The sequence below is a fragment of the Bounagaea algeriensis genome (assembly GCF_054491375.1).
This window is the reverse complement of record NZ_CM137102.1, coordinates 3,193,947-3,216,625: the sequence shown is the minus strand read 5'-3', so window position 1 is coordinate 3,216,625 and position 22,679 is coordinate 3,193,947. Positions and strand designations below refer to the sequence as shown.

The following is a 22,679-nucleotide window of genomic DNA, read 5'->3' as shown; positions in this document are numbered from 1 at the left end:
CGGGTGGCCGCCCCGCCGCTGGCGGGCTGGTGGGCGCCGCCGTCCGAGAGGGCGCCCACCAGCAGGGGTCACCGCTTCGCCGCTGCCGCGTGCAGGGTCTTCGCAGCGGTCGCGAGCCCCTCCGCCGTGTCGTGGGCGGCGTCCTCGTGCTCGATGTTCACCGGCATGTCCGCCGACACCTCGGCCAGCGCGCCCAGGAAAGCGGCCCAGTACTCGGCGTCGTGGCCGACGCCCACGGCGACGAACCGCCACGCCGGATCCTCCGGCCAGGAACTGCACCACGTCCCGATTCCGGTGGGGACCTTGCCCGGCGCGTCCGCGGGCACGCGGCCGAACGACGTGTCGAGCACACCGCGGATGTCGACCCCGGGGCAGAGCATCGCGTCCTTGGCCGCTGCGTGGAACACCCGCGGACCGAGGTGGCGGATGCAGGCCACCACGTCCATGCCCTGCCACATCAGGTGGGAGGGGTCCATTTCCGCGCCGATCCGGTCGGACCCGGTCGCCTCGATGAGCCGGGTCAGCGTCACCGGCGAGAAGACGAGGTTGTGCGGGTGCATCTCGACGGCGACCCGCACGTCGCACTCCGCGGCGAGCGCGGCGATGTCGCGCCAGAACCGGGTGGCCACGTCCCACTGGTAGTCGAGCACCTCCATGTACGCGCCGTCCCACGGGTTCACCACCCATGACGGGTACTTCGCGTCCGGGTCGGACCCGGGCGTGCCGGACATGGTCACCACCGTGCCCACGCCGAGCTCTCCGGCGAGCCGGATGGTGCGGCGCAGGTCCTCGGCGTGCTTGGGGCCCGTTCCGGGCAGCGGGCTGAGCGGATTGCCGTTGCAGTTGAGACCGGTGAGCTCCATCCCGCGGGAGTGGAAGCGGTCGAGGTACTCGCGCCGGGCCTTGCCCGAGGACAGCAGCGCGTCCACGGGGCAGTGGGGTGCGGGCAGGAAGCCCCCGGTGTTCACCTCCACCGAGGTGAGGTCGTGCTCCCGGAGGGTGTCGAGCGCCTGGTCGAGGTCGCGGTCGTGCAGGCAGGCGGTGTAGGCGCCGAGCTTCAGCGGCATGGCGGATCCTTCCGACGGGGATACCGGGACGGGCGGGAAATCAGGCGATGTCGACGGCGGCACCGCTGCGCTGCGCGGATTCGACGACGGCGCGGATGACGCGCATGGTGTGCCGGGCTTCGGCGAACGACGCGCACGCCGGCAGCGGATCGGGCGCGCCCGCCACCGCGTCGAGGAACGCGCGGGTCTGGTAGACGAACAGCTCGGCGTTGCCGCCGCCGACGCCGGGCGCTTCCATCGGATAGCCGCCGGCGAAGTAGGGCAACTGCGGACCGGCGATGACCTGGCGCGCGCCGCGGGTGCGCGAGGCCGGTTGGGGATCGTCGAAGGTGTACTCGGCGGGGCGGTGCCAGTCGAACGCCGCGCGGCCGGAGCGGCCGCACACGTCGAAGGCGAGTCCGTTGGGCATGCCGAAGGCGGTGCGCGAGACCGACAGCGAACCGCTCATCCCGTTGCGGAAGTGCGCGGTGAACACCGCCGTGTCCTCGTTCTCCACCGGGCCGGTCTCCGAGCTCACGGGGGCGGAGTTGTGCCCGACCACGTTGCCCAGCGGCAGCGGGCGCTGCGGGACCTGCGTGGTGAGCACCCCACCGGAGACGGCGCTGATCGGCCCGCAGACGTACTCGGCCGCGTCGATGAGGTGCGCGCCGACGTCGCCGAGGGCGCCGCTGCCGGGTTCGCCGGTGTAGCGCCAGGTCAGCGGGCCGTTCGGGTCGGTGGCGTAGTCGGCCCAGTAGCGTCCCTGCAGCAGGGTCGTCTCACCGAGCTCGCCGTCGCGCACGTGATCGCGGATGGCGGTGATCGCGGGGGAGCGGCGGAAGGTGTAGCCGACGGCGGTGACCACGTCCGCGGTTTCCTCGGCGGCCACCATGGCTTCGGCGTCGTCCATCGCTCCGGCGAGCGGCTTCTCGCACAGCACGTGCTTGCCGGATCGGATGGCCGCTTCGGCGATCGGGCGGTGCAGCGCGTTGCCGACGACGATGCTCACTGCGTCGATCGACGGGTCCTCGATGATCTCTTCCCAGCTCGGCACGGACTTCTCGAAGCCGTACCGGCGGGCGGCGTCCTGGGCCAGGGCGGTGTCGGCATCGGCGATCGCGGCGAGCCGGACGGGTGGCAGTCCTTCGCCGAAGACGGTGTTGGCCTGGCGGTATCCGGCGGCGTGGCTGCGTCCGGCCATGCCGGCGCCGATGACGGCGACGGACAGGGGTGGCTGTGTCATGGGGCGGTCCTCCCTGGGAGTCGCGCTGCGGGCGAGCGGTGTCCGCGGTGCGTCGGGATCGGGTTCCCGACTGGTGTGGGAAGCTGTGCACTGGGCCGAAACGTTCCGGTTTCCGGTGATTCGGAACACTAGGGATGTTCTGGTCCGCATGTCAAGACATATTTGGGATGAGGGGTCACGTGCCGAGCAGGAACACCAAGGCGACGATCACCGACGTGGCGCGAGCCGCGGGAACCGCCGTGTCCACCGCATCCGTGGCGCTGCGCGGGGAATCCGGGGTCTCCGAGCGGACCCGGGCCCACGTCCTCGACGTCGCGCACCACCTCGGGTACCGCCCCGACCAGCGCGCCCGGCACCTGCGGCAGCGCGACCCGCATCTGCTCGGGGTCACGTTCGCGGCCGGGCAGACCTTCCACGTCGACGTGCTCGACGAGCTCTACCGCGCCGCCGACGAACTCGGCTACGACCTCGTGCTCAGCGTCACCACCGCCGAGCGGTCAGGGCGGCGCGCCGTCGACGACCTGCTGCGCGAGCAGTGCCGCACGCTCGTGCTCATCAGCCCCGAACTCGACGAGCAGCAGTTGGCCGCCGCGGGCGAGCAGGCCGCCGTGGTGGCGATCGGCTCCGACGCGTCGGCGTCCGGCGTCGACTCCGTGCGTTCGGACGACCGGCAGGGCGTCACCGACGCCGTCGACCACCTCGTCCGCCTCGGCCACCGGTCGGTGACCTACGTCGACGGCGGCACCAGCGCCATGAGCGGCACCCGCCGCGAGGCCTACTGCGCGGCGATGACCGGGCACGGCCTCGGCGGTGCGGTCCGCGTGCTCGACGGGGCCCCGACCGAGGAGTGCGGAGTCGACATCGCCGCGCGCTACGTCGACGGCACGGCCGCGCTGCCGGACGCGCTCCTCGCGCACAACGACATGATCGCCATCGGACTGGTGCTCACCCTGCGCGCCGGCGGAATCGCCGTGCCCGGTGATGTTTCCGTCGTCGGATACGACAACACCGCCGCGGCCGCGCTGCGGACGGTGCAGCTCACCTCGGTCAGCCAGGACACCGCGGCACTGGCGCGCACGGCCGTGCAGCGGGCCGTGCTGCGCGCCGAAGGATCCGCTCCTGCGGAGGAGATCGTCACACCCGCACGCCTGGTCCCGCGGGCCAGCTGCGGTCGTCCCGCGAGAGCTGGCACGCACGAGTGACACCCGGCCGGGGTTGTGATCAGCACGCCGCGCGCCACCGCACTACCGCGTCACCAGGGGTTTGTACATTTCGCGCGAAATGCACAAACGCTCTTCGGGGGTGACGTGTTCGACATGAGGATCAGGCGTGCGTCGAGCTGTGAGTCCGCTGGCGCAGCTCGCGGGTGCTGCTCGCGGGTGCTGCACCAGCGAGCGGACTCGTCATGTGCAGCGCGATCCTCCTGTCTCTTCACCCGATCACGTGGGGATGCTTTGTGCTCTGTTCGTGTGGGGACAACTCACAATTTTCATGAAAATTGTGTTCTCTGGAACGAGTCCAGTTAATCAGGAGGGTTCTTTGCTGTAGCAGTACGAGTCGGAGGAGGCGTCCCCGCCCTCGAGTCGGACTTGGTGCACTCGCAGCCCGCCGAAGTCCGAACCGCGCAGGAAGAACCTCCGATCGGGGGTGAGACCACCGCCGGCGTCCGGGTCCGTATCGATCTTGGCCATCCAAGCACCCACACCGTCCGGGTAGAACTGGTCGTCCCACGCCCCGTACAGCGAGTTCGTCAAGTAGATCCGCCGCCCGTCACGGCTGACCTCCACCATCTGCGACCCGCCCGACAGCGGCTCGGACGGCGCAGCCGGGTGAGCAGTGCGGTCCACGATGCCGCCGAGCCGGACCGACCCCGTCTCGCGCGGATGCGCCGGATCGGTGACGTCGAACTGCTTGAGCTCACCCGTGCCCCAGCAGGACACGTACAGGAATCGGTCGTCGACCGAGAGGTTGATGTCCGTCACCAGCGGTGGCACCGCCCCGAAGGGGCGCAGCACGGGCGGCAGGGCATCGACGTCGGCGGGCTCGGCCGGGATCGTGATCGCCTTCTCGGCGCGCCACTGCGTGCCGTCGTGGTACCAGCGCCACACCGATGCCGAGAGGTCCTCGGTGCTGACCACGACACCGGCGAACCCCCACGTCGCGTCCGGGTCGTGCGCGGGGCGCAGTTCGAGCACCATCTGGTGCTGTTCGCCCAGGTCGACGCGCTGTTCGTGGCGTCGGTCGGCGAGGTTCCAGAAGTGCAGCGCGTGACCGTACTCGTGGCCGAGCAGCTGTTCGGGAACGACGCCGTCCTCGACCATGGAGGGGGTTCCCCACTCGCTGCTGATCAGCGTGTTCCTGTTCAGGTGCCACCACGCGTCGTAGGCCATGTACTGCGGCCCGCGGTCCGTTTCCCACGCCCGCAGCACGTCGAACGTGTCGTGGTCGAGCACGGCGATTCCGGCCGGACCCTCGGAGCCGTCGGCCGCGCCGAGGCACGACAGCAGGATGCCGTCCGGTCCGCAGTGGAGGGTGTGCGGGCGGGAGTAGCCGGCTTTCGATGCCAGGTCGGCTGCCGGGATGGTGCGGCACAACCGGGGTTGCCGCGGATCGGGGTGGGTGTCGAAGACGTGGATGTCGGAGGAACGCAGCCCGGGCGCCAACAAGTACCGCCGCTGTAGTCCGTCCGAGTGATGTCCGGCGTGGGCAAAAGCGCTGCTGCACGCGTTCCACCCGAAGTGGTGCAGTTCGCCCCCGCTCGTCGGCAACTCCGAGCGGCCGACGACGCGACCGCAAGACGCGGAGGACGGGTCGGTGTCGATCACGAACAGCGCGTCCGGCTGCTGCGCGGCGCGGTCGAAACCGACCACGTAGGCGAGGGTTTCGCTCGGCGCCGCCATCGCTTCGGCGGCGCTGCGGTAGAACGTCGGGTCAATGCTGGCGGGATGGTCCATCGATCCCTCCTCGGCCAACGGGGATGACACCCTCAGCGTCCCACGGTTGCGCCGTTGTCGAGACCTGGTGCACATGCTGAGACAGCTCGCCTGCGTTTCGCTGTTCTCGCCCAGCCCTGGGCACCACCATGCGTTGCGCCGGACGCAGTGCTGATCGTTCCGGCGGCGCCGTGCGGAACGTCGCACGCTGGTTGCTGCGAACGACGGACGCGGAGCCGGTGAGGCAGCCGTCGTAGTCCGCACTGCTCGGACCGCTCGCGCAGGATCAGCGCCGCACGGCGTGGCTGAGCGCGATGGCCGTTTCGGCCGTGGTGTCCAGGAGCTCATCGGGTACGCCTGGTGCGGTCGGTTCCGTTTCGGCGACGAACACGGTCCTTCCGGCGCGCCGGGAGTCGTAGTGGTGACCGGTGAAGTGCGGTTCCGGCAGCACCGGTCGGACGTCGCCGGTGCCGTGCCGGTCGATGAGGCGCTTGAACTCGCCGGCGTCCCGAGTGGACCGCAACCGCACGCGCGAGACGAGCACCGATATCGAACCGTCCTCGTAGGACAGCGGTGCCTGCCAACGGTTGAGCCCGCGGCACCCGTTCTCGCCGAGGAACTGCTGGACCTCACCGTACGAGAGGACCGCGCACTCCGCGGAGCTGCGGTTCACGCGTTGTTCCTTGCGGCCGCGGCGCAGGCCGAGCTCCCGCCACGCTTTCTTCGGGTTGCCCCGCTTGGCCGTCCTCTGCGCCTTGGTGAGGTTCTTGCCCATCTGCCGCATGACCGTCGATTCGGCCGTGGACATCGCCGAAGACCCGGCCGTACCGCCGATCGACCCACCGATACCGCCGGTGCCGGCATTGGCGAGCCAGATGGCCAATGCAGTACCGGCTGCAATGGTCGTAGCTGTACCGCCTCCTTTTCCACCGCCGTTTCCGCCGCGGAGTGGATACTTGCGGCCGAACTTGTCGGTACGGATCGGCGGGTCGTCGTCCGGCATGCTTCCCCCACGTCGTCCAGTTCATGATCAACCCCAGCTCGGCGCGTCAGCCTCGCGGAAGCAGGAGTCACGTCGGTACCGCCAATACGGTGAATTCGGGAGGAATCGGCGTCACGATGCAAGCTGTGCCCGGCAAGCGGGCGGCACGTACCGTCTGTGGTCGTGGACGACGCTGGTTCCGGAGCTGCGGCGGAGCCGCTGATCGCGTGGCACCACCTTGCCTGGAGCACCGCCGATGCGGCTGGCGCCCGCACCTGCGCCGGAGGAGCGGGCACCGGCTGCGGGTCACCGCCCGCTGCAGCGCGGTGTGTAGTGCTGCAGGTCGACCACGCGGCGCACGTGCGCGCGCAACGCCTCCAGGCTGCCGGTCAGCATCCCGGCGGCACGTGCCTGCACCAGCACGTTGCCGAGTGCCGTGGCCTCCACCGGACCGGCGACCACCTCGCGTCCCGTGCGGTCGGCGGTGAGCTGGCACAGCAGCGCGTTCCGCGCGCCCCCGCCCACCAAGTGCACTGTGGACACATCGCGTCCGGTGAGGCGTTCGACGGTGTCGAGCGACTCGGCGTACGCGGTGGCGAGACTCTCCAGGATCGACCGGACGAATTCCCCGCGGCTGCGCGGAACCGGGCGGTCGTGCTCGCCGAACCACGCGGCGATGCGCGACGGCACGTCCCCCGGCGGCAGGAACCGGGCTTCGTTCGGGTCGAACACACCGACCTGATCGTCGGGCACCGCCTCGGCTTCGGCCAGCAGCTCCGCCAACGACACCGACGGGTCGCCCGCCCGCCACGTCTCGACCGACTCGCTCAGCAGCCACAGGCCCATGACGTTGTGCAGGTACCGGATGCGGTCGTCGACGCCGCGTTCGTTGGTGAAGTCGGCCGCCCGGCCCTGTTCGGACAGCACCGGGCTGTCCACCTCCACTCCCACCAGCGACCACGTGCCGCAGGAGATGTAGGCGAAGGACTCGTGCTCGGCCGGCACCGCCACCACCGCCGACGCGGTGTCGTGCGAGCCCACCGCGGTGACCGGAACCCGTGCTGCGCCCAGTTGTTCGGCCACTTCCCCGGTCAACGGGCCGAGGTGTTCGCCCGCGTCGACCAGCCGCGGCAGCATCCTGACGTCGAAACCGAGCCGCTGCAGCAGTGGTTCGGCCCACTCACCGGTCGTGGCGTCGAGCAGCCCCGTCGTCGACGCGTTCGTGCGTTCGGCGACCTGTTCGCCTGTGAGCCAGTAGCCGAACAGGTCGGGCAGCAGCAACAACCCGTCGGCCGCCTCCAGCAGGTCGGATTCCCGGTCGGCGGCGAGCTGGAAGACCGTGTTGAACGGCAGGTGTTGCAGCCCGTTGATCCGGTACAGCTCGGCCGGGTCGATCTGGCGGTGCACGGCCGCGGCCGCCGCGGTGTTGCGCTCGTCGCGGTAGTGCTGCGGAGTGGCCAGCATCCGCCCGCCCCGCAGCAGGGCGTAGTCCACCGCCCACGAGTCGATGCCGATGCTGGCCAGCGGTACCTGCGACGCCGCCCGGGCCAGTCCGGAGCACACGTCCCGGTACAGCTCCAGGACGTTCCACTGCAACCCGTCGCGGGTGCGCACCGGCCGGTTGTCGAACCGGGCGACGGGTTCCAGCCGCAGCTCCTCCGATCCGACGTGACCGAGCATGACCCGTCCGCTGGTGGCGCCGAGATCCACCGCGGCCACGGCCTCGCCCATGGAACCTCCTCTCAACGCAGGAACGCGGCGGGCACCCCGGCGTCGACCGGGACGTGCAGACCCGTGGTGTGGCTGAGGTCCCCGCCGCTGAGGGCGAACACGGCGGCTGCCACGTTTTCCGGCAGGACTTCCCGTTTGAGCAGCGTGCGCTGCGCGTAGAAGGCGCCGAGCTCCTCCTCGGCCACTCCGTGGGCGGCGGCGCGCTGCGCACCCCATCCGCCGGCGAAGATGCCGCTGCCGCGCACCACGCCGTCCGGGTTGACGCCGTTGACGCGGATGCCGTGCTCGCCGAGCTCCGCCGCCAGCAGCCGCACCTGGTGCGCCTGGTCGGCCTTCGTGGCGGAGTAGGCGATGTTGTTGGTGCCGGCGAACACGCCGTTCTTCGACACGACGTAGACGAGGTCACCGCCCATGCCCTGTTGCATCATCACCCGCGCGGATTCGCGGCTGACGAGGAACGAGCCCTTGGCCATCACGTCGTGCTGCCGGTCCCAGTCGGCCTCGGTGGTCTCCAGCAGCGGTTTGGACAAGGACATGCCCGCGTTGTTCACCACCAGGTCGAGCCCGCCGAAGGCCAGCACCGCCCGGCGCACCGCAGCGGCCGCCTGCTCCTCGTCGGTGACGTCTGCCTGCACGCCCACGGCCACGTCGGTGGAACCGAGTTCCGCGGCCGCCTCGCGCGCCCGCTCCAGGTCCAGATCGGCCACCACGACGGTGGCGCCCTCGCGGGCCAACCGCTCGGCGGTCGCCTTGCCGATGCCGGAAGCGGCCCCGGTGACCAGGGCGATGCGCGCGGCCAGCGGCTTCGGCGCTGGGCGGCGCCGGAGCTTGGCCTCCTCCAGCGCCCAGTACTCGATGCGGAACTTCTCCCGCTCCTCGATGGGGGAGTAGCTCGACAGCGCCTCCGCACCGCGCATCGCGTTGATCGCGTTGACGTAGAACTCGCCGGCCACGCGGGCGGTCTGCGCGTCCCCGCCGTAGCTGAACATTCCCACGCCGGGGATCAGCACGATCGCCGGGTCGGCACCCCGCATCGGCGGCGAGTCGGGCTCGGCGTAGCGCTCGTAGTAGGCGGTGTACTCGGCCCGGTACTGCTCGTGCAACTCCTGCAGCCGCGCGGTGCACTCCTCGACCGCGGCCGTGGCCGGCAGGTCCAGCACCAGCGGGCGGACCTTGGTGCGCAGGAAGTGGTCGGGGCAGCTGGTGCCGAGCGCGGCCAGTCGCGGGTGCTCGCTGCGGGACAGGAAGTCGAGCACCTCCGCGCTGTCGGTGAAGTGGCCGACCTGGCGCTTGTCGGTGCTGACCAGGCCGCGCAGCAGCGGTGCGAGCGCGGCGGCCTTCGCGCGGCGCTCGTGCTCCGGCAGCGGTTCGCAGCCGTCGAGCACCGGGCCGAGCGGTTCGGGCTCGCCGCGGCGGGCGATGTGCTCGGCCGCGGTGTCGATGATCCACCGCGAGTTGCGCTCGCACTCCTCACTGGTCGCGCCCCAGGCGGTGATGCCGTGCCCGCCGAGGATCGTGCCGACCGCCTGCGGGTTCCGCCGCTTGATCGCGGCGATGTCCTCGCCGAGCTGCCAACCGGGGCGGCGCCACGGGATCCAGACCACCTTCTCGCCGAAGATCTGGCGGGTCAGCTCGGGTCCGTCCGCGGCGGTGGCGATGGCGATGCCGCTGTCCGGATGCAGGTGGTCCACGTGCGCGGCCTCGACGAGCCCGTGCATGGCGGTGTCGATGGACGGGGCCGCGCCGCCCTTGCCGTGCGTGGCGTGGTCGAACGCGGCCACCATCTCGTCCTCGCGGTCGACGCCGGGGTAGACCTCGGACAGGGCGCGCAGCCGGTCCAGCCGCAGCACGGCCAGGCCTCCTTCGGTCAGCGTGCCCAGGTCCCCACCGGAGCCCTTGACCCACAGCAGGTCGACGGGGCCGCCGGTGACGGGGTCGGTGTCGGTGCCCTTGGCCGAGGTGTTGCCGCCGGCGTAGTTGGTGTTCTTCGGCTCGGAGCCGAGGCGGTTGCTCCTGCTGATCAGTTCCCGCTTGATGCGGTCGGCGTCGGAGGTCATTCCGTCCTTTCCCTCGAGGCTCGGGTGTGCTTCACGTGCAGTGGTGCGCAGGGGAGCGCACAAGCCGGAGCGGTTTCCCCGCCCGTCGTTCTCGAAATCGGTTCTTCGCCGTTCCGCTCCTGCTCACGCACCCCAGCCGGCTTGTACCCCGCCGACGCGCGTGGCGGCGAGGTGCTGCTGGTGACCGGATTCGGCGTAGGTGCGCATCGGCTCGGCCGGCAGACCGCGCGAGGATCGCCACTCGGCCAGCGCCGGGCGGACGTCGGTGTGGAACGCGTCCATGAGCACCTCGTTGGCTCCGAGCACGTCGTGCCGCTGCTGCGCTTCGGCCAGCGCGTGGCGGTCGACCAGCAGTGCGCGGGCGGTCATCTCCTGGACGTTGAGCACCGAGCGGATCTGGCCGGGGATCTTGTCCTCGATGTTGTGGCACTGGTCGAGCATGAAGCGCACCGGCGAGTCGTCGTCGAGACCACCACCTGCGATGACCTCGTGCAGGATGCGGAACAGCTGGAACGGGTCGGCGGCACCGACGATGAGGTCGTCATCGGCGTAGAACCGGGAGTTGAAGTCGAACGAGCCGAGCTTGCCCAGCCGCAGCAGCTGCATGACGATGAACTCGATATTGGTTCCGGGGGCGTGGTGGCCGGTGTCCAGGCACGTGAAAGCCTGCTCACCGAGCGCGCTGACCTGCGCGAACGATGTTCCCCAGTCGGGCACGTCGGTGTGGTAGAAGGCCGGTTCGAAGAACTTGTACTCCAGCACCAGCCGCTGCTCGGAACCGAGCCGCGCGTAGATCTCGGCCAGCGATTCGGCCAGCCGGTCCTGGCGGGCGCGCATCGAGTCCTGGCCGGGGTAGTTGGTTCCGTCCGCGAGCCAGATCTTCAGGTCGGTCGAGCCGGTGGTGTGCATGATGTCGATGCACCGGAAGTGGTGCTCGATCGCCTTGCGCCGCACGGCCGGGTCGGAGTGGGTGAGGCTGCCGAACTTGTAGCTCTCGTCCTGGAACGTGTTGGAGTTGACCGTGCCCAGCTGCACACCGAGGTCTTCGGCGCAGGTGCGCAGCGCGTCGAAGTCGTGCACCTCGTCCCACGGGATGTGCAGCGCCACCCGCGGGGCCGAGCCGGTCAGTTCGTGCACCTTCGCCGCGTCGGCGATCTTCTCCTCGGTACTGCGCGGGGTGCCGAGGGTGCTGAACACCTTGAACCGGGTGCCCGCGTTGCCGAACGCCCAGCTGGGCAGCTCGATCGACAGCCGCTCGAGCGTGCCGGTGATGTCGGCGAAGCGGGGCGGGTTGCTCATCATTCTGCTTCCTTTTCGCTGATCACGACTGGTCATCACTGATCGTGTGAGCAAGGATGTTTCGCTCGCCGTCCGCGACACCGGCGGGTTGGGGTTCGGGAGGAGCAGTTTCCTCCGGCCGCGAAGCACGCTCCTGCACGATCCGTTTCACCCGCTGGCGCGGGGTGTGCGGGGAGATGTCGGGGTCTCCGTGCCGGTGCAGGATGGCCACGGCGATCGCCGCCCGCCGGCCCGTCGTGGGTTTGCGTCCCGCTCGGAGTCCCATCGGTCCTCCTGTTCACCGGCGCCTGAGTTCGAGCCCTGGACGCCCGAGGAGCTTAAATCGTTTAAAGAACGATAAGGGCGGTGTTGCGGCAACACAAGAACCCGCCCGAAAACGGTTCACTCGGCTGGACGCGCAGGCGCAGCGTTGAACGGGCAAGGTCCGCTCTCGGTTGCTGCCAGCGGAACCCGCGGTGCTGATGCGGAACCACCGCCTACTCTGGACTCCTTCCAGAGAGCACAATTTTCATGAAAATTGGGAGTTCTCCCCACACGGGTGGAGCACACGTTGTCCACAGGGGTGCGGGTTGTCCCCAGGGCTCCGGCGCGTCGGTGGGGGTCACGAACGGGTGAGCGCTGGGAGTGCCGGTGTCCCGCGGCGGTCAGCGGCGGAGCGTGGACTCGCGGACGACCAGCTCCGGCTGGTACACCACGTGGCGGTGCTCGTGCCCGGTGTCCTCGCGGAGCAGCAGTTCGGTGGCGGTCTCACCCATGCGGAAGGCGGGCTGGCGCACCGAGGTCAGCGGGACGGCGGCGGCCGAGGCGAAGTCGATGTCGTCGTAGCCGGCGATGGACATCTCGTCCGGCACGCGCACCCCGGCCGCGACCATGGCCTGCAGCACGCCCAGCGCGAGCAGGTCGTTGGCGCAGAACACCGCCGTCGGACGCGGACGCAGCCCCAGCAGCCGCGCCCCGGCGTCCCGTCCGGCGTCCACGTCGAGACTGGTGGTTTCCAGCAGTGCGAGCGCTCGTCGGTCCGCGCCCGCGGCGTCGCAGGCCTGCCACCCGCCCTGTCGGCGGTCGCGGCACTGGGCCAGCGTCATCGGACCGGAGATGTGGGCGATGTGCTCGTGACCCTGCTCGAGGAGGTGGCCGACCGCGAGTTCACCACCGGCGACGTCGTCGACCGAGGTGGAGCAGGCCTCGTCCTCGTTCGCGACCCGGTCCACGTAGACGTAGGGGATCCCGTGCCGCCGCAGCGGGTCCAGGTGGCCGGCGGAGACGTCGGTGGGGGTGACGAGCACACCCCGCACGCGCTGTTCGGCGAACAGCGACAGGTACAGCTCCTCGGCGGCGGAATCCTGCGCGCTGTCGCAGAGCATCATGCCGAGGCCTTCGGCCCGAGCGGCCCGTTCGGCGCCGTGCGCCAGGCCGACGAAGAACGGGTTGCGCATGTCCAGCACGAGCAGCCCGAGGATCCGGCTCTGCCCGGCGCGCAGTTGGCGGGCGGACTCGCTGCGCACGTAGCCGAGTTCGTCGATCGCGGACATCACCCGGGAGCGGGTGGGGGCGGAGAGCAGTTCGGGGCGGTTGAGGGCGTTGGACACGGTCGCGATCGAGACCTCGGCGCTTCGCGCCACGTCCTTGATGCTGACGGTCCGATTGCCCTCGCCGCTCGTCGACACCCGTCCTCCACTGCTGACCGGAAACCCCTCCTCAGTCCAGGGTATAACGATTCAATCACCAGCTGCGCCCGGGGTGTCGCGTTGCGCGGTGGCACGAACGGGGCTCCGGCGACACCGGTCAGCAGGACTCGCGGCAACGCGTCGCGAGGAACGCCGCGGGCGGGGCGCTCAGCTCGCGCGCAGCAGTGCGGCGAGCGCGTGCGCATCCTCGTCGTCCAGCCGCACGCCGAAGTCGCGTTCGGCCACCTGCGGCACCTCGGCGGCCTCGAGGGCCGCGTCCTGCGAGGTGCCGTCCGGATGTTCGACGTGCAGCGTCGTGCCGAACAGGGTGCGAAACCGGTCCTCGTGCACGCGCTGCAGCATCGGTCGCTGCGAGAACGGCGACCGCGGGTGCGTGGCGATGTAGTGGTTGCCGACGCGGAAGTCCACCGGGAACTGCGGAAGTTCCGGGAACGCGTGCAGGTCGAACCAGCCGTCGGGGCGGGCTCGCTGCAGCACCCAGGTGCCGTCGTGCTCGCAGTGCACCCGGAACGTCCACTCGCCCTGCTGGGACTGCTCGCCGTCGCGCAGCGGGATCGGTGCCAGCATGCCGGCTCCGAAACCCACGTCGACCAGCCACCGCTGCGGGCCCGCATCGACCGCGAGCAGTGCGTGCGTGGCGGGGGTGCAGCGGTCCGAGCCCAGCCGCACGCGGGCGGAGTGGGCGGTGAAGGAGTACCCGAGCCGCTCCAGCACGGCGGCGAAGAGCACGACGTGCTCGTAGCAGTAGCCACCGCGCTGCTGGTGCACCAGCTTGCGCTGCACCGCCTCCGGATCCAGGGAGATCTCGCGGCCGAGCACGGCATCGAGGTTCTCGAACGGCACCGCGGCGACGTGCGCGCTGGCCAGGGCGCACAGCGTCGCGGCGTTCGGCTCGAGCGGACCCGCATGTCCGACTCGCTGCACGTAGGCGGCGAGGTCGAGCGCGTCGCCGCTCCACACGGTCTCCATCGCTGCTTTCTCCGCTCGTTCCGGTCGGCGCTGGTGGGCGCACCCGGTGTGCGCAACGTCGCGCGGTCCGAGGGCATTCCCGCACCGGTCGGAGCTGCCGAAGACGCGCCGACCCGCCGGAGGAGTACCGCTCCGCCAGCGCAGCGATCCGCACGCCGGCGGGGACGGTGCGTGTCGGCGCCCGGTCCAGCGGGTAGCCATCGGCAAGTGCCGCTCCGCGGCGAGCGGCGGTGGCACGGCACGGCGACGATCCCGATGGCTCTGCGCAGAGGTGAGCGATGCCGCGTTTCGGCTACACGTTGATGACCGAGCAGTCCGGCCCGCGCGAGCTGGTGCGCCACGCGCCGCTGGCCGAACGCGCCGGTTTCGACTTCTCCGCGCTGAGCGACCACTTCTCGCCGTGGCTGGTGCCCCAGGCGCACTCCCCGTACGCGTGGAGCGTGCTGGGCGCGGTCGCGCAGGCGACCGGGAGGATGGAGCTCATGACCTACGTGACGTGCCCGACCATGCGTTACCACCCGGCGGTCGTGGCGCAGAAGGCGGCGACGATCGGGTTGTTGTCGGGCGATCGCTTCACGCTCGGTCTCGGAGCGGGGGAGAACCTCAACGAGCACGTGATCGGGCAGGGCTGGCCGCCGGTGAACGTGCGCCACGAGATGCTCTCCGAGGCCGTCGGGATCATCCGGGAGCTCTTCGGCGGCGGGTACGTCGACTTCACCGGCCAGCACTACCGCGTGGACTCGGCGAAGCTGTGGGACCTGCCGGACCAGCAGGTCCCGATCGGTGTGGCCGTCTCCGGCGAGCAGTCGGTCCAGCGGTTCGCACCGGTCTCCGAGGCGATGATCTCGACCGAGCCGCGGTCCGAGCTGTGCCGCGGTTGGGACGCGGCCGGCGGTGGGCGCCGCAAGATCGGGCAGCTGCCCGTGTCGTACGGCCGCGACCGCGACGCCGCCGTGCGCCGCGCCCACGAGCAGTTCCGGTGGTTCGCCGGCGGTTGGAAGGTCAACGCCGAACTGCCCGGACCGGCCGCGTTCGCCGGTGCGACGCAGTTCGTGCGTGCGGAGGACGTGGCCGCCGCGATTCCGTGCGGGCCGGAGGTGCAGCCGATCGTGCAGGCCGCCTCCGCGTTCTGGGAGGCCGGCTACACCGATCTCGCACTGGTGCAGATCGGCGGGGACGAAACGCAGGACGAGTTCTTCGCGTTCGCCGAGGAGGAGTTGCTGCCGGCCCTGCACAAGGCCGCCGGGTGAGTTCTTCCGACCGCGGAGCGCCGGTGGTTTCGGCAGCCGAGCGGAGTCAGCGCCGCGCCGAGGCACGAAAAATCCCTTGATCGAACCCGTGGTGCGATCAAGGGACTTCGTGCGTGCGCGATGCTGGGATCGAACCAGCGACCTCTACCGTGTCAAGGTAGCGCTCTCCCGCTGAGCTAATCGCGCGAGGCGGAGACGGGAATCGAACCCGTGTACAGGGCTTTGCAGGCCCTTGCCTCAGCCACTCGGCCACTCCGCCGAAAGTCACGGCACAGCGTGACAAGGTCGAAACCGCAGAGCGGATGACGGGATTCGAACCCGCGACCCTCAGCTTGGCAAGCTGATGCGCTACCGCTGCGCTACATCCGCCTAGCTCGCGACACGCGACTCGCGGGGAAATCCCCGGGTGAACCGACCGCGGCCGTGCACCGCTCGCACGAAATACCTTAGAACACGGCATTAACGGTGATCAAAGGGGGGTCGGTTCCGCTGTCGAGCATCCCCGCGGTGCGGTGTCCGCGGTCCGGGTCTTCCGAGGTCAGCCCAGGTCGTGCGGGAGCATGCGGGTGAGCGCCTCGTCGACGTCGACCCACTGGTTCTCGTTGCCGGGGACCACGACGTCGTAGGTGCGGTCCAAGAAGTCCGCGAGCTCCTGCGCCGAGGCCTCGAACATCGCGTGTCCGGAGGGCGAGCTCAGTTCCACGACGACGACCTCGGGGTCGTCCGCCGCCGGGCGGATCATGACGTCGCCCTCGCCCGCGTTCGCGATCAATCCGTCCGCCAACAGGTCACGCGCGAAGACCCATTCCACCCAGCCGGCACGTCCGGTCCGGAACGCCGCGACGACGGCGTACGGATCGCGGGTGTCGTAGCGCAGCTCCACCTGCACGGGCACCGCGGGCGCTTGCGGTGCGAGCAGATCGAAAACTGCCGTGGAGCGCAGGGTCACGTGATCGTTGCGCATTGTCCTCCCCTTCCTGCTACCGCTCGGCCGATTCGCGGCCCAAGCTTCACAGTTGTGACGCCGTGTCCCGCCCGCACACTCGCCAAAACGACAGAGATCACCCGAACGGGGCAGGAACGTGGTTGCCGATCCACCGACTCGACCGTGGTTCATCGGGGCGGTGGCACGCGTTGTTCTGCTGTGCTGGATGCCGGTGGGTACGCAGTGCCGTACGGCCCCCAGAGGCGCATCCGGCTCCGCCCGCGGTGGAGTTCCCGCGAACCGTCGAGCGCGCGACCCGGAACCGCAACCTTCGGTGAAGGCTCTTCCGGTGTCACGGCATCGACGGTCACGCTGTGCGCACCCCGCCGTGGGCGCCGACCGACGGTCGATCGCGTACTGATGCCGCACGTCATCGACTCGCCGAACGCTACGTCCAGGATAGGGGTCTTGTCACCAGGGCACGCTGCCGAATGCGCACGTGCCTGAGATGCTGACCACGGAATTTCATCAGAACGGGTTAATGTCTCGCTTCGCTCCGGAGTCACCGGGGCCTGCCGTCCGGCCCGGAGCTGAGGCCGAGGTCACAATGTGACGAGAATCGAATCCCGTCCGTCCTGACGGTTGCGGGGGGTGAACGGAGGATTGAACGCCGCCTCGGCGGCTTCCGGTGACGGTCTCCGCCGCGCCCGGAACCCCGGTGCTTGGAGTCCGGTGCTTGGCGCCCCGATGCTTGGATCCCGGCGCTTGGCCGCTTGGCGCCCCGGTGCTTGAAGCTCCGGTCCCTGAAGTCCCGCGTCTGGATCCCCGCGCCTGGCCCCCGGCACCTGGACCCCGGCGTCTGGCGCGCCTCGGTCGTGGTCGAGCCGCCACTTCCACACTACGCTGGCGTCATCCGAACGTCCCAGTGCCGACCGACGAGGAGGACGTGCTGAACGAGCCGGGCAACCGCCACGAGGACGATCCGGCGGAAGGCGTTGCGACGGGAGAGGGCGCTGGTCCGGCGCGCGATGGCGCGCGGGCGGCGCGGGAGCGCCTGCGTGCGCATCGGGAACGCATCCGCCGCAGGCCCGCCCTGAACGGGAGCTACCGCTTCTTCGTCGGCATTCTCGGCACCGCCGTGCTGCTGTGCGGATTCGTGCTGATCCCGTACCCGGGGCCGGGCTGGCTCATCGTGTTCGCCGGACTCGGTATCCTGGCCACGGAGTTCGCCACGGCGCACCGCGTCAGCGCCTTCGCCGGGCGGCAGTACCACCGCTGGGTGCGCTGGCTCGGGCGGCAGCACACCGTCGTGAAGCTCGGCGTCGCCGCGAGCACCGGCGCCGTCGTGCTGGCCACGCTCTGGGTCATGGGTGCGTTTCAACTGGTCGGGGCGTGGTTCGGTCTGCACTGGACGTGGTTGTCCTCCCCCCTCTTCGGGGTCTGAGATCGGCCGTGTAGAGTTTCCCGTGTCGCCGACGAAAGAGGCGGCGACGCCAAATCGAACTGCCGCACGGCAGACGAGGGCGATTAGCTCAGCGGGAGAGCGCTTCGTTCACACCGAAGAGGTCGCTGGTTCGAACCCAGCATCGCCCACCCAGCGAAGGGCCTGGTCAACGCCTCGATGAGGGGCGGGGCCAGGCCCTTTCCGCGTGTTCGGGCAGGGGTGGGGCAGCTGCGCGGTCGGCAGCGGCGGTTGACCAAACGTGCGATCCCGCTGAGCAGCGGGAATCTCCGTTACGAAAATTCGTGCAGCGGAAGCGGAGCGCTGTGTTCGCATGCCGGTCGGGTGCCGAAGACGCGTCGATCCGCTTCGTCGATCAGCCGTTGGCGCACCGCCGATTGGAGTTGCGATGACGGGCGCCGCGCAGGTGGTGGCGTGGACCGACGCCGCGGGGGCGGAGCACACCGCCCGGTGGAGCTGCGCCGGCGGTTTCCCCGCGCCGAAGCGCGTCGTCATCGGCGACGACCGGTTGCCGGCCCCCGTTGCCCACCGCATGGCCAGCGAGGGCACCGGGATCCTCTGGCAGGGCGACTTCCACAACGCGCGGCAACTCCTCGGTGCGATGCGGCGGCGCGTCGACCGGAAGCGCCGCAGCTACTCCGCCGACCCGGCCACCGCGTTCCACCAGCACCGCCAGCGGCAGGCGCAGCGGGCCCGCGTGCTGTCGCTGCTGCTGGTGCCCCTCAAGCCCGGCGGGGCGGTGCCGCTGCGGCGCGCCCCCGAGGTCTCCGCCGCGTGCGCCGAAGCCGGCCTGGACACCGGCGAGCCCTGCGCGTTGCCGCTGCGCGACCTGCTCGGAATGATCGGTGCGCACGAATGGCGCAGGAAAGGTGTGGCGCTGCCGGCGCTGGGCGGGGAGCGCATCCACCCGCACTACGGTGTTTTCGCTCCCACGCGCAGCGAGTACGTGGATCTCGTCGCCCGAGCGCCGCTGCCGCAGGGTCGTGCGGCGTGGGACATCGGCACGGGTACCGGTGTGCTCGCCGCGGTGCTGGCCCGCCGCGGCATGGCACCGGTGACCGCGACCGATTCGAGCGGCGCGGCGCTGGACTGCGCCCGGGACAACCTGGCGCGCTTGGGGATCGGTGATCGGGTGGACGTGGTCGGCGCCGACCTCTTCCCGGCGGTGGGCACCGCGTCGCTGGTGGTGTGCAATCCGCCGTGGGTTCCCGCCAAGCCGACTTCGCAGCTGGAGCAGGGGGTTTACGATCCGGGCAGCGCCATGCTGCGCGGTTTCCTCGGGGGCCTGCGCGAGCGGCTCGCTCCCGGTGGTGAGGGCTGGTTGGTCCTCTCCGACCTGGCCGAGCGGTTGGGTTTGCGCACGCGCGAACGGTTGTTGCAGCTGTTCGACGAGTCCGGTGTGGACGTTCTGGACCGGTGCGACGGCCAGCCGCGGCATCCCCGCGCGTCCGATGAGGACGATCCGCTGCACGAGGCGCGCGCGGGCGAGACCGTCTCGCTGTGGCGGCTCGGTCCGCAGTGATCAGTGCCGCTCGCGGGCGGGGCAGCGGCTTTCGGTCTTTCCGCGTCGACTCGGTCGGCGTGCGCGGGTTGGACGAGGATCGCCGGTGCGCGAAGCGGTGCGCGCACCACTTCGCGCACCGGCGGTGCCAGTGGCAGCGGCCTCAGGCGCAGAGCTTCCAGTCGCCGTTCTCCTTGATGAGGTTGAGCTCCGAGGACTGCGGTTGCTGGCCGGGAACGGTCGTCTTGATCTTCGCCGTTCCCTTGTCGCCGTTCTGCTGAACGCCTTCCAACTCGGTTTGCACCTGCTTGACCTGTTCCAGCTGCTGCGGGTTGGCCTGCTTGAGGTACTGCTCCTTCTGCTGCTGGATCTGTTCGATCTGCGGCATCGCCTTGTCGCAGACCACGGCGCGGTAATCATCGGCGTTGACGCTGCGCGGTTCTTGCGTTTCCTGCGCGGTCAGATCCACGTAGCGCTGGGCCGCCGCTTCGGCGGAACTGCCGAAGAGGAAGAAGTACGCGGCCGTCGCGCCGCCGCCGAGGACGATCACCGCGGCCGCGATCGAACCGACGAGAATGCCGATCTTCTTGCGACTGCGCCGTTTGCCCCGCTGTCCGGACGGTCCGGCCTGTTGCGGCAGCTGCTGCCACACCTGCTGCTGCGGCGACAGCGGCTGCTGCGGTTGCTGTTCACCGGAGGGCTGCTCAGCGGACGGCTCCGGCGGCGCGGGCTGCTGCATCCGCATCGTCTCGTCCGCCTGCTCGCCGCCGTCGGCGGAGGACGATGCGGCCCCGTCGGCTGAGGCGGCCCCGTCGGCCTGCTCCTCGCCGTCGGCCGACTGCGCGGGATCGGTGGCGGAGAGGAACCGCGTGCTCTCCTCGGCCGATCCGGAATCCGGCGCAGTCTGGCCGGACTCGTCCGCGGCGTTCGCGCCCTGCGGGTCGGATTCTGGCTCCGAACCGGCCGCGCCCGCCGCGGGCGCGGTGCTTTCCTCGTTCTCCTCCGGAGTCCGGTCCCCGGAGTCGTTCGGTGGAGTCGTCATACGGCCTTCCGTGCGCGGAATTGCTCCGCGCGGTGTTCGGGTGCGTTTCCGGTCGGGCCCGAGCGGATGAATTCGGTCTGCTGATCCGATGTCCCGCGAGCCCGATTGCGGCGAGTGTCGGACCCGAGACTAGCGGAAACGGTGGACCTCGTCGAAGACCGCGCAGGTGAGGACCGTGTGTCGCTCCGCCCGCGTTGTGCGAGTTCCGAAAATTCCGGCGATTCGAACGCCGGTTTTCGCCTGCTACGCCGATTTGCGCGCCACCGCACCCATGATCGCCGCCGGTTCCTGCTCCGCGGTTCCGCACCACTCCGCGCAGCGAACGAGGCCCGGCGGAACGTACTCCAGGCCTTCGAACAGGAGGTCGAGTTGTTCGGGGGTGCGGAGGTGGTAGGGCACCGGCGCGCTCTCGTTGTAGCGGCGTTCCGCCTCGACCACGCCTTCGTCGAGGCTGCTGCCGTCGTAGAGCGCCAGGTAGCTGCCCGCGGGCAGCGGGGCGAGCAGCGCGTCGACGACCTTCTTGGCCTCCTCCGTGTCCTCGATGTGCCCGAGGATGCCCATGAGCAGCACTGCGATCGGCTGGTTCAGGTCGAGCGTCTCACCGGCGCGGTCGAGGACCTGCTGAGCGTCGTGCAGGTCCGCGTGCACGTAGCGGGTTTCCTCGTCCGGTGCGGAGCGCAGGAGCGCACGGGCGTGCGCGAGCACGAGGGGGTCGTTGTCGACGTAGACCACGCGGCATCCCGGGGCGCTGCGGTGGGCCACCTCGTGGGTGTTGTTCGCGGTGGGCAGACCGGTGCCGATGTCGAGGAACTGCCGCACGCCGAGGTCGGTCAGGCGTTCCACGGCGTGGACGAGGAAATCCCGACCGCCGCGCGCCATCGCGCTGATGCTCGGGTAGTCGCGGTGGATGACATCGCCGAGTTCGCGGTCGACCTCGTAGTTGTCCTTGCCGCCCAGCCAGTAGTTCCACACGCGTGCTGAGTGCGGCACGCTCGTGTCGATCTCATCGGACGGAATGCAGGAAACCATCGGGAGCCCTCCCCAGGGGTGTGATCAACTTTTCCGTCGGGGAGTCTCGCACGGGCGGGGGGCTCCTGTCCTGCGTTCGCCGGCGACCAGCGGGATCCGGAGCCTCACCCGCCGGCCATGGCGCCGATGATGAGGAACGGCTCCCTGCCGGCGGCGACCTCGGTGGGCAGCGGATCGTCCGGGGACTCGTGCGACAGGTCCTGCTGGCAGGCGTAGAACCGGACGTACGCGCGGCGCCGGTACGTGTCCTGGTCGCGGATGGTCCCCCGCAGCATGGGGTAGCGGGCTTCCAGCGCGTCCAGCACGGACCGCTGGGTCGCGTTCCCGTCGACGTCGAGTGCGACCTCGTGCTCGTCGACCTTGGCGAGCGTGCGCAGGTGCGCGGGCAGGCTGACGCGGATCATGAGACCGTCTGCACCTCCACCGAGAGCACCGCGGGCAGGTCGTGGACCACCGGTGTCCAGCTGTCGCCCTCGTCGGCGGAGGAGTAGACCTGACCACCGGTGGTGCCGAAGTACACCCCCGGAACGTCCAGCGTGTCCACGGCCATCGCGTTGCGCAGCACGTTGACGTAGCAGTTCCGCTGCGGCAGCCCCTTCGTCAGCGGTTCCCACTCGCCGCCGCCGGTGCGGCTGCGGTACACGCGCAACCGGCCCTCCGGCGGGTAGTGCAGCGAGTCGCTGGTGATCGGCACGACGTAGACCGTGTCCTCCTCGTGCGGGTGCACCGCGATCGGGAAGCCGAAGTCGCTGGGCAGGTCCCCGCTGATCTCGTGCCAGGAGTCCCCGCCGTCGGTGCTGCGCATCACGTCCCAGTGCTTCTGCATGTACAGCACCTGCGGCCGCCGCGGGTGCATCGCGATGCGGTGCACGCAGTGGCCCACCTCGGCCTGCGGGTCGGGGATGCCGTCGGTGTGCAGCCCGCGGTTGATCGGCTGCCAGCTCGTGCCGCCGTCGGTGGTGCGGAAGGCCCCGGCCGCCGAGATGGCGGTGTACATGCGCTCGGGATCGTCCGGGGCGGGGATGATGGTGTGCAGGCACATGCCGCCGGCCCCCGGGTGCCAGTCGGGCGCGGTGCCGTGCTCGCGCAGCCCGGGCAGTTCCTGCCAGCTTCGGCCACCGTCGGTGGTGCGGAACAGGGCCGCGTCCTCCACCCCCGCGTAGACCGTGTCCGGGTCGCTGCTGAGCGGTTCCAGGTGCCACACCCGGGTGAACTCCCACGGGCGCTGGGTGCCGTCGAACCACTGGTGCGTGCCCGGTTCGCTGGCGTAGGAGAAGTGGTTGCCGACCGGCTCCCACGTCGTGCCGCCGTCGTCGGAGCGCTGGATCAACTGGCCGAACCAGCCCATCGACGGCGCTGCGTACAGCCGGTCCGGATCGGCGGGGGAGCCGGCCAGGTGGTAGACCTCCCAACCGGCGAAGTAGGGGCCGTCGACCGACCAGGAATTGCGATCACCGTCGGAGCGCAGCACGAACGCGCCCTTCCGCGTACCGACGAGAACCCGGACCTGTGTCATGCCTTC

18 protein-coding genes and 4 tRNA genes are annotated in these 22,679 nt (G+C 70.3%); 5 read left to right on the top strand and 17 right to left on the bottom strand.

Annotation, left to right across the window (positions count from 1 at the left end; translation table 11 throughout):
- Positions 1-68 precede the first annotated feature (68 nt).
- Both ACVGV2_RS14625 and ACVGV2_RS14620 read right to left on the bottom strand, forming a co-directional pair.
- The gene (locus ACVGV2_RS14625) at positions 69-1,067 is read right to left on the bottom strand and encodes a sugar phosphate isomerase/epimerase family protein (RefSeq protein ID WP_459162919.1); all 999 of its coding nucleotides are present in this window, start codon (positions 1,065-1,067) and stop codon (positions 69-71) included.
- A gap of 40 nt (positions 1,068-1,107) precedes the next feature.
- A complete protein-coding gene (locus ACVGV2_RS14620) occupies positions 1,108-2,289 on the bottom strand; it encodes a Gfo/Idh/MocA family protein (protein ID WP_459162918.1) in 1,182 nt (393 codons plus the stop codon).
- 179 nt (positions 2,290-2,468) lie between these two features.
- Between ACVGV2_RS14620 and ACVGV2_RS14615 the strand changes: the two genes are divergently transcribed.
- The gene (locus ACVGV2_RS14615; protein WP_459162917.1) at positions 2,469-3,491 is read left to right on the top strand and encodes a LacI family DNA-binding transcriptional regulator; all 1,023 of its coding nucleotides are present in this window, start codon (positions 2,469-2,471) and stop codon (positions 3,489-3,491) included.
- A 324-nt stretch (positions 3,492-3,815) separates the two neighbouring features.
- On the opposite strand, the gene ACVGV2_RS14610 is transcribed toward ACVGV2_RS14615, so the two are convergent.
- The 7 genes from ACVGV2_RS14610 to ACVGV2_RS14580 all read right to left on the bottom strand — a co-directional run bounded on the left by ACVGV2_RS14610 (position 3,816) and on the right by ACVGV2_RS14580 (position 13,948).
- Positions 3,816-5,243, bottom strand: coding sequence for a selenium-binding protein SBP56-related protein (locus ACVGV2_RS14610; protein ID WP_459162916.1), 1,428 nt, complete (start codon positions 5,241-5,243; stop codon positions 3,816-3,818).
- Positions 5,244-5,508: 265 nt separating this feature from the next.
- Positions 5,509-6,105 (bottom strand): hypothetical protein, encoded by a 597-nt coding sequence (locus ACVGV2_RS14605; RefSeq protein WP_459162915.1) that lies wholly within the window; start codon positions 6,103-6,105, stop codon positions 5,509-5,511.
- A gap of 405 nt (positions 6,106-6,510) precedes the next feature.
- Entirely contained in the window at positions 6,511-7,935 is a 1,425-nt protein-coding gene (locus ACVGV2_RS14600; RefSeq protein ID WP_459162914.1) for a rhamnulokinase, read from the bottom strand.
- An 11-nt stretch (positions 7,936-7,946) separates the two neighbouring features.
- Entirely contained in the window at positions 7,947-9,992 is a 2,046-nt protein-coding gene (locus ACVGV2_RS14595) for a bifunctional aldolase/short-chain dehydrogenase (protein ID WP_459162913.1), read from the bottom strand.
- Between the two features lie 123 nt (positions 9,993-10,115).
- Positions 10,116-11,291 carry an L-rhamnose isomerase gene (rhaI, locus tag ACVGV2_RS14590; RefSeq protein ID WP_459166000.1) on the bottom strand — a complete coding sequence of 392 codons (1,176 nt, stop codon included), beginning with the start codon at positions 11,289-11,291 and terminating at the stop codon, positions 10,116-10,118.
- A gap of 644 nt (positions 11,292-11,935) precedes the next feature.
- The gene (locus ACVGV2_RS14585) at positions 11,936-12,958 is read right to left on the bottom strand and encodes a LacI family DNA-binding transcriptional regulator (RefSeq protein WP_459162912.1); all 1,023 of its coding nucleotides are present in this window, start codon (positions 12,956-12,958) and stop codon (positions 11,936-11,938) included.
- Positions 12,959-13,126: 168 nt separating this feature from the next.
- Positions 13,127-13,948, bottom strand: coding sequence for an arylamine N-acetyltransferase family protein (locus ACVGV2_RS14580; protein ID WP_459162911.1), 822 nt, complete (start codon positions 13,946-13,948; stop codon positions 13,127-13,129).
- Positions 13,949-14,226: 278 nt separating this feature from the next.
- Here ACVGV2_RS14580 and ACVGV2_RS14575 point away from each other — a divergent pair, with 278 nt between their 5' ends.
- Entirely contained in the window at positions 14,227-15,198 is a 972-nt protein-coding gene (locus ACVGV2_RS14575; RefSeq protein WP_459162910.1) for a TIGR03557 family F420-dependent LLM class oxidoreductase, read from the top strand.
- Between the two features lie 114 nt (positions 15,199-15,312).
- Here ACVGV2_RS14575 and ACVGV2_RS14570 read toward each other — a convergent pair.
- From ACVGV2_RS14570 to ACVGV2_RS14555, 4 genes are all read right to left on the bottom strand, one after another.
- Positions 15,313-15,384 (bottom strand) — tRNA-Val (locus tag ACVGV2_RS14570).
- 1 nt (position 15,385) lies between these two features.
- Positions 15,386-15,457, bottom strand: a tRNA-Cys gene (locus ACVGV2_RS14565).
- Positions 15,458-15,495: 38 nt separating this feature from the next.
- A tRNA-Gly gene (locus ACVGV2_RS14560) sits at positions 15,496-15,567 on the bottom strand.
- 169 nt (positions 15,568-15,736) lie between these two features.
- Positions 15,737-16,162 (bottom strand): SsgA family sporulation/cell division regulator, encoded by a 426-nt coding sequence (locus tag ACVGV2_RS14555; protein WP_459156617.1) that lies wholly within the window; start codon positions 16,160-16,162, stop codon positions 15,737-15,739.
- A 1,015-nt stretch (positions 16,163-17,177) separates the two neighbouring features.
- On the opposite strand from ACVGV2_RS14555, the gene ACVGV2_RS14550 reads away from it, so the two are divergent.
- The 3 genes from ACVGV2_RS14550 (at position 17,178) to ACVGV2_RS14540 (ending at position 19,107) form a co-directional block, all read left to right on the top strand.
- Positions 17,178-17,567 carry a TIGR02611 family protein gene (locus tag ACVGV2_RS14550; protein ID WP_459165999.1) on the top strand — a complete coding sequence of 130 codons (390 nt, stop codon included), beginning with the start codon at positions 17,178-17,180 and terminating at the stop codon, positions 17,565-17,567.
- Between the two features lie 77 nt (positions 17,568-17,644).
- Positions 17,645-17,716: transfer RNA gene (locus ACVGV2_RS14545), tRNA-Val, on the top strand.
- A 257-nt stretch (positions 17,717-17,973) separates the two neighbouring features.
- Positions 17,974-19,107: a methyltransferase gene (locus ACVGV2_RS14540; protein WP_459162909.1), complete on the top strand. Its 1,134-nt coding sequence runs from the start codon at positions 17,974-17,976 to the stop codon at positions 19,105-19,107.
- Positions 19,108-19,249: 142 nt separating this feature from the next.
- Here ACVGV2_RS14540 and ACVGV2_RS14535 read toward each other — a convergent pair whose 3' ends face one another.
- The 4 genes from ACVGV2_RS14535 to ACVGV2_RS14520 all read right to left on the bottom strand — a co-directional run bounded on the left by ACVGV2_RS14535 (position 19,250) and on the right by ACVGV2_RS14520 (position 22,673).
- The gene (locus ACVGV2_RS14535) at positions 19,250-20,128 is read right to left on the bottom strand and encodes an Rv0361 family membrane protein (RefSeq protein WP_459162908.1); all 879 of its coding nucleotides are present in this window, start codon (positions 20,126-20,128) and stop codon (positions 19,250-19,252) included.
- Between the two features lie 243 nt (positions 20,129-20,371).
- On the bottom strand, positions 20,372-21,157 hold the full coding sequence (locus ACVGV2_RS14530; RefSeq protein WP_459162907.1) for an SAM-dependent methyltransferase: 786 nt from the start codon (positions 21,155-21,157) through the stop codon (positions 20,372-20,374).
- Positions 21,158-21,261: 104 nt separating this feature from the next.
- A complete protein-coding gene (locus ACVGV2_RS14525; protein ID WP_459162906.1) occupies positions 21,262-21,561 on the bottom strand; it encodes a MoaD/ThiS family protein in 300 nt (99 codons plus the stop codon).
- The gene (locus ACVGV2_RS14520) at positions 21,558-22,673 is read right to left on the bottom strand and encodes a WD40/YVTN/BNR-like repeat-containing protein (RefSeq protein WP_459162905.1); all 1,116 of its coding nucleotides are present in this window, start codon (positions 22,671-22,673) and stop codon (positions 21,558-21,560) included. The genes ACVGV2_RS14525 and ACVGV2_RS14520 overlap by 4 nt, the downstream gene beginning before the upstream one ends.
- Positions 22,674-22,679 lie beyond the last annotated feature (6 nt).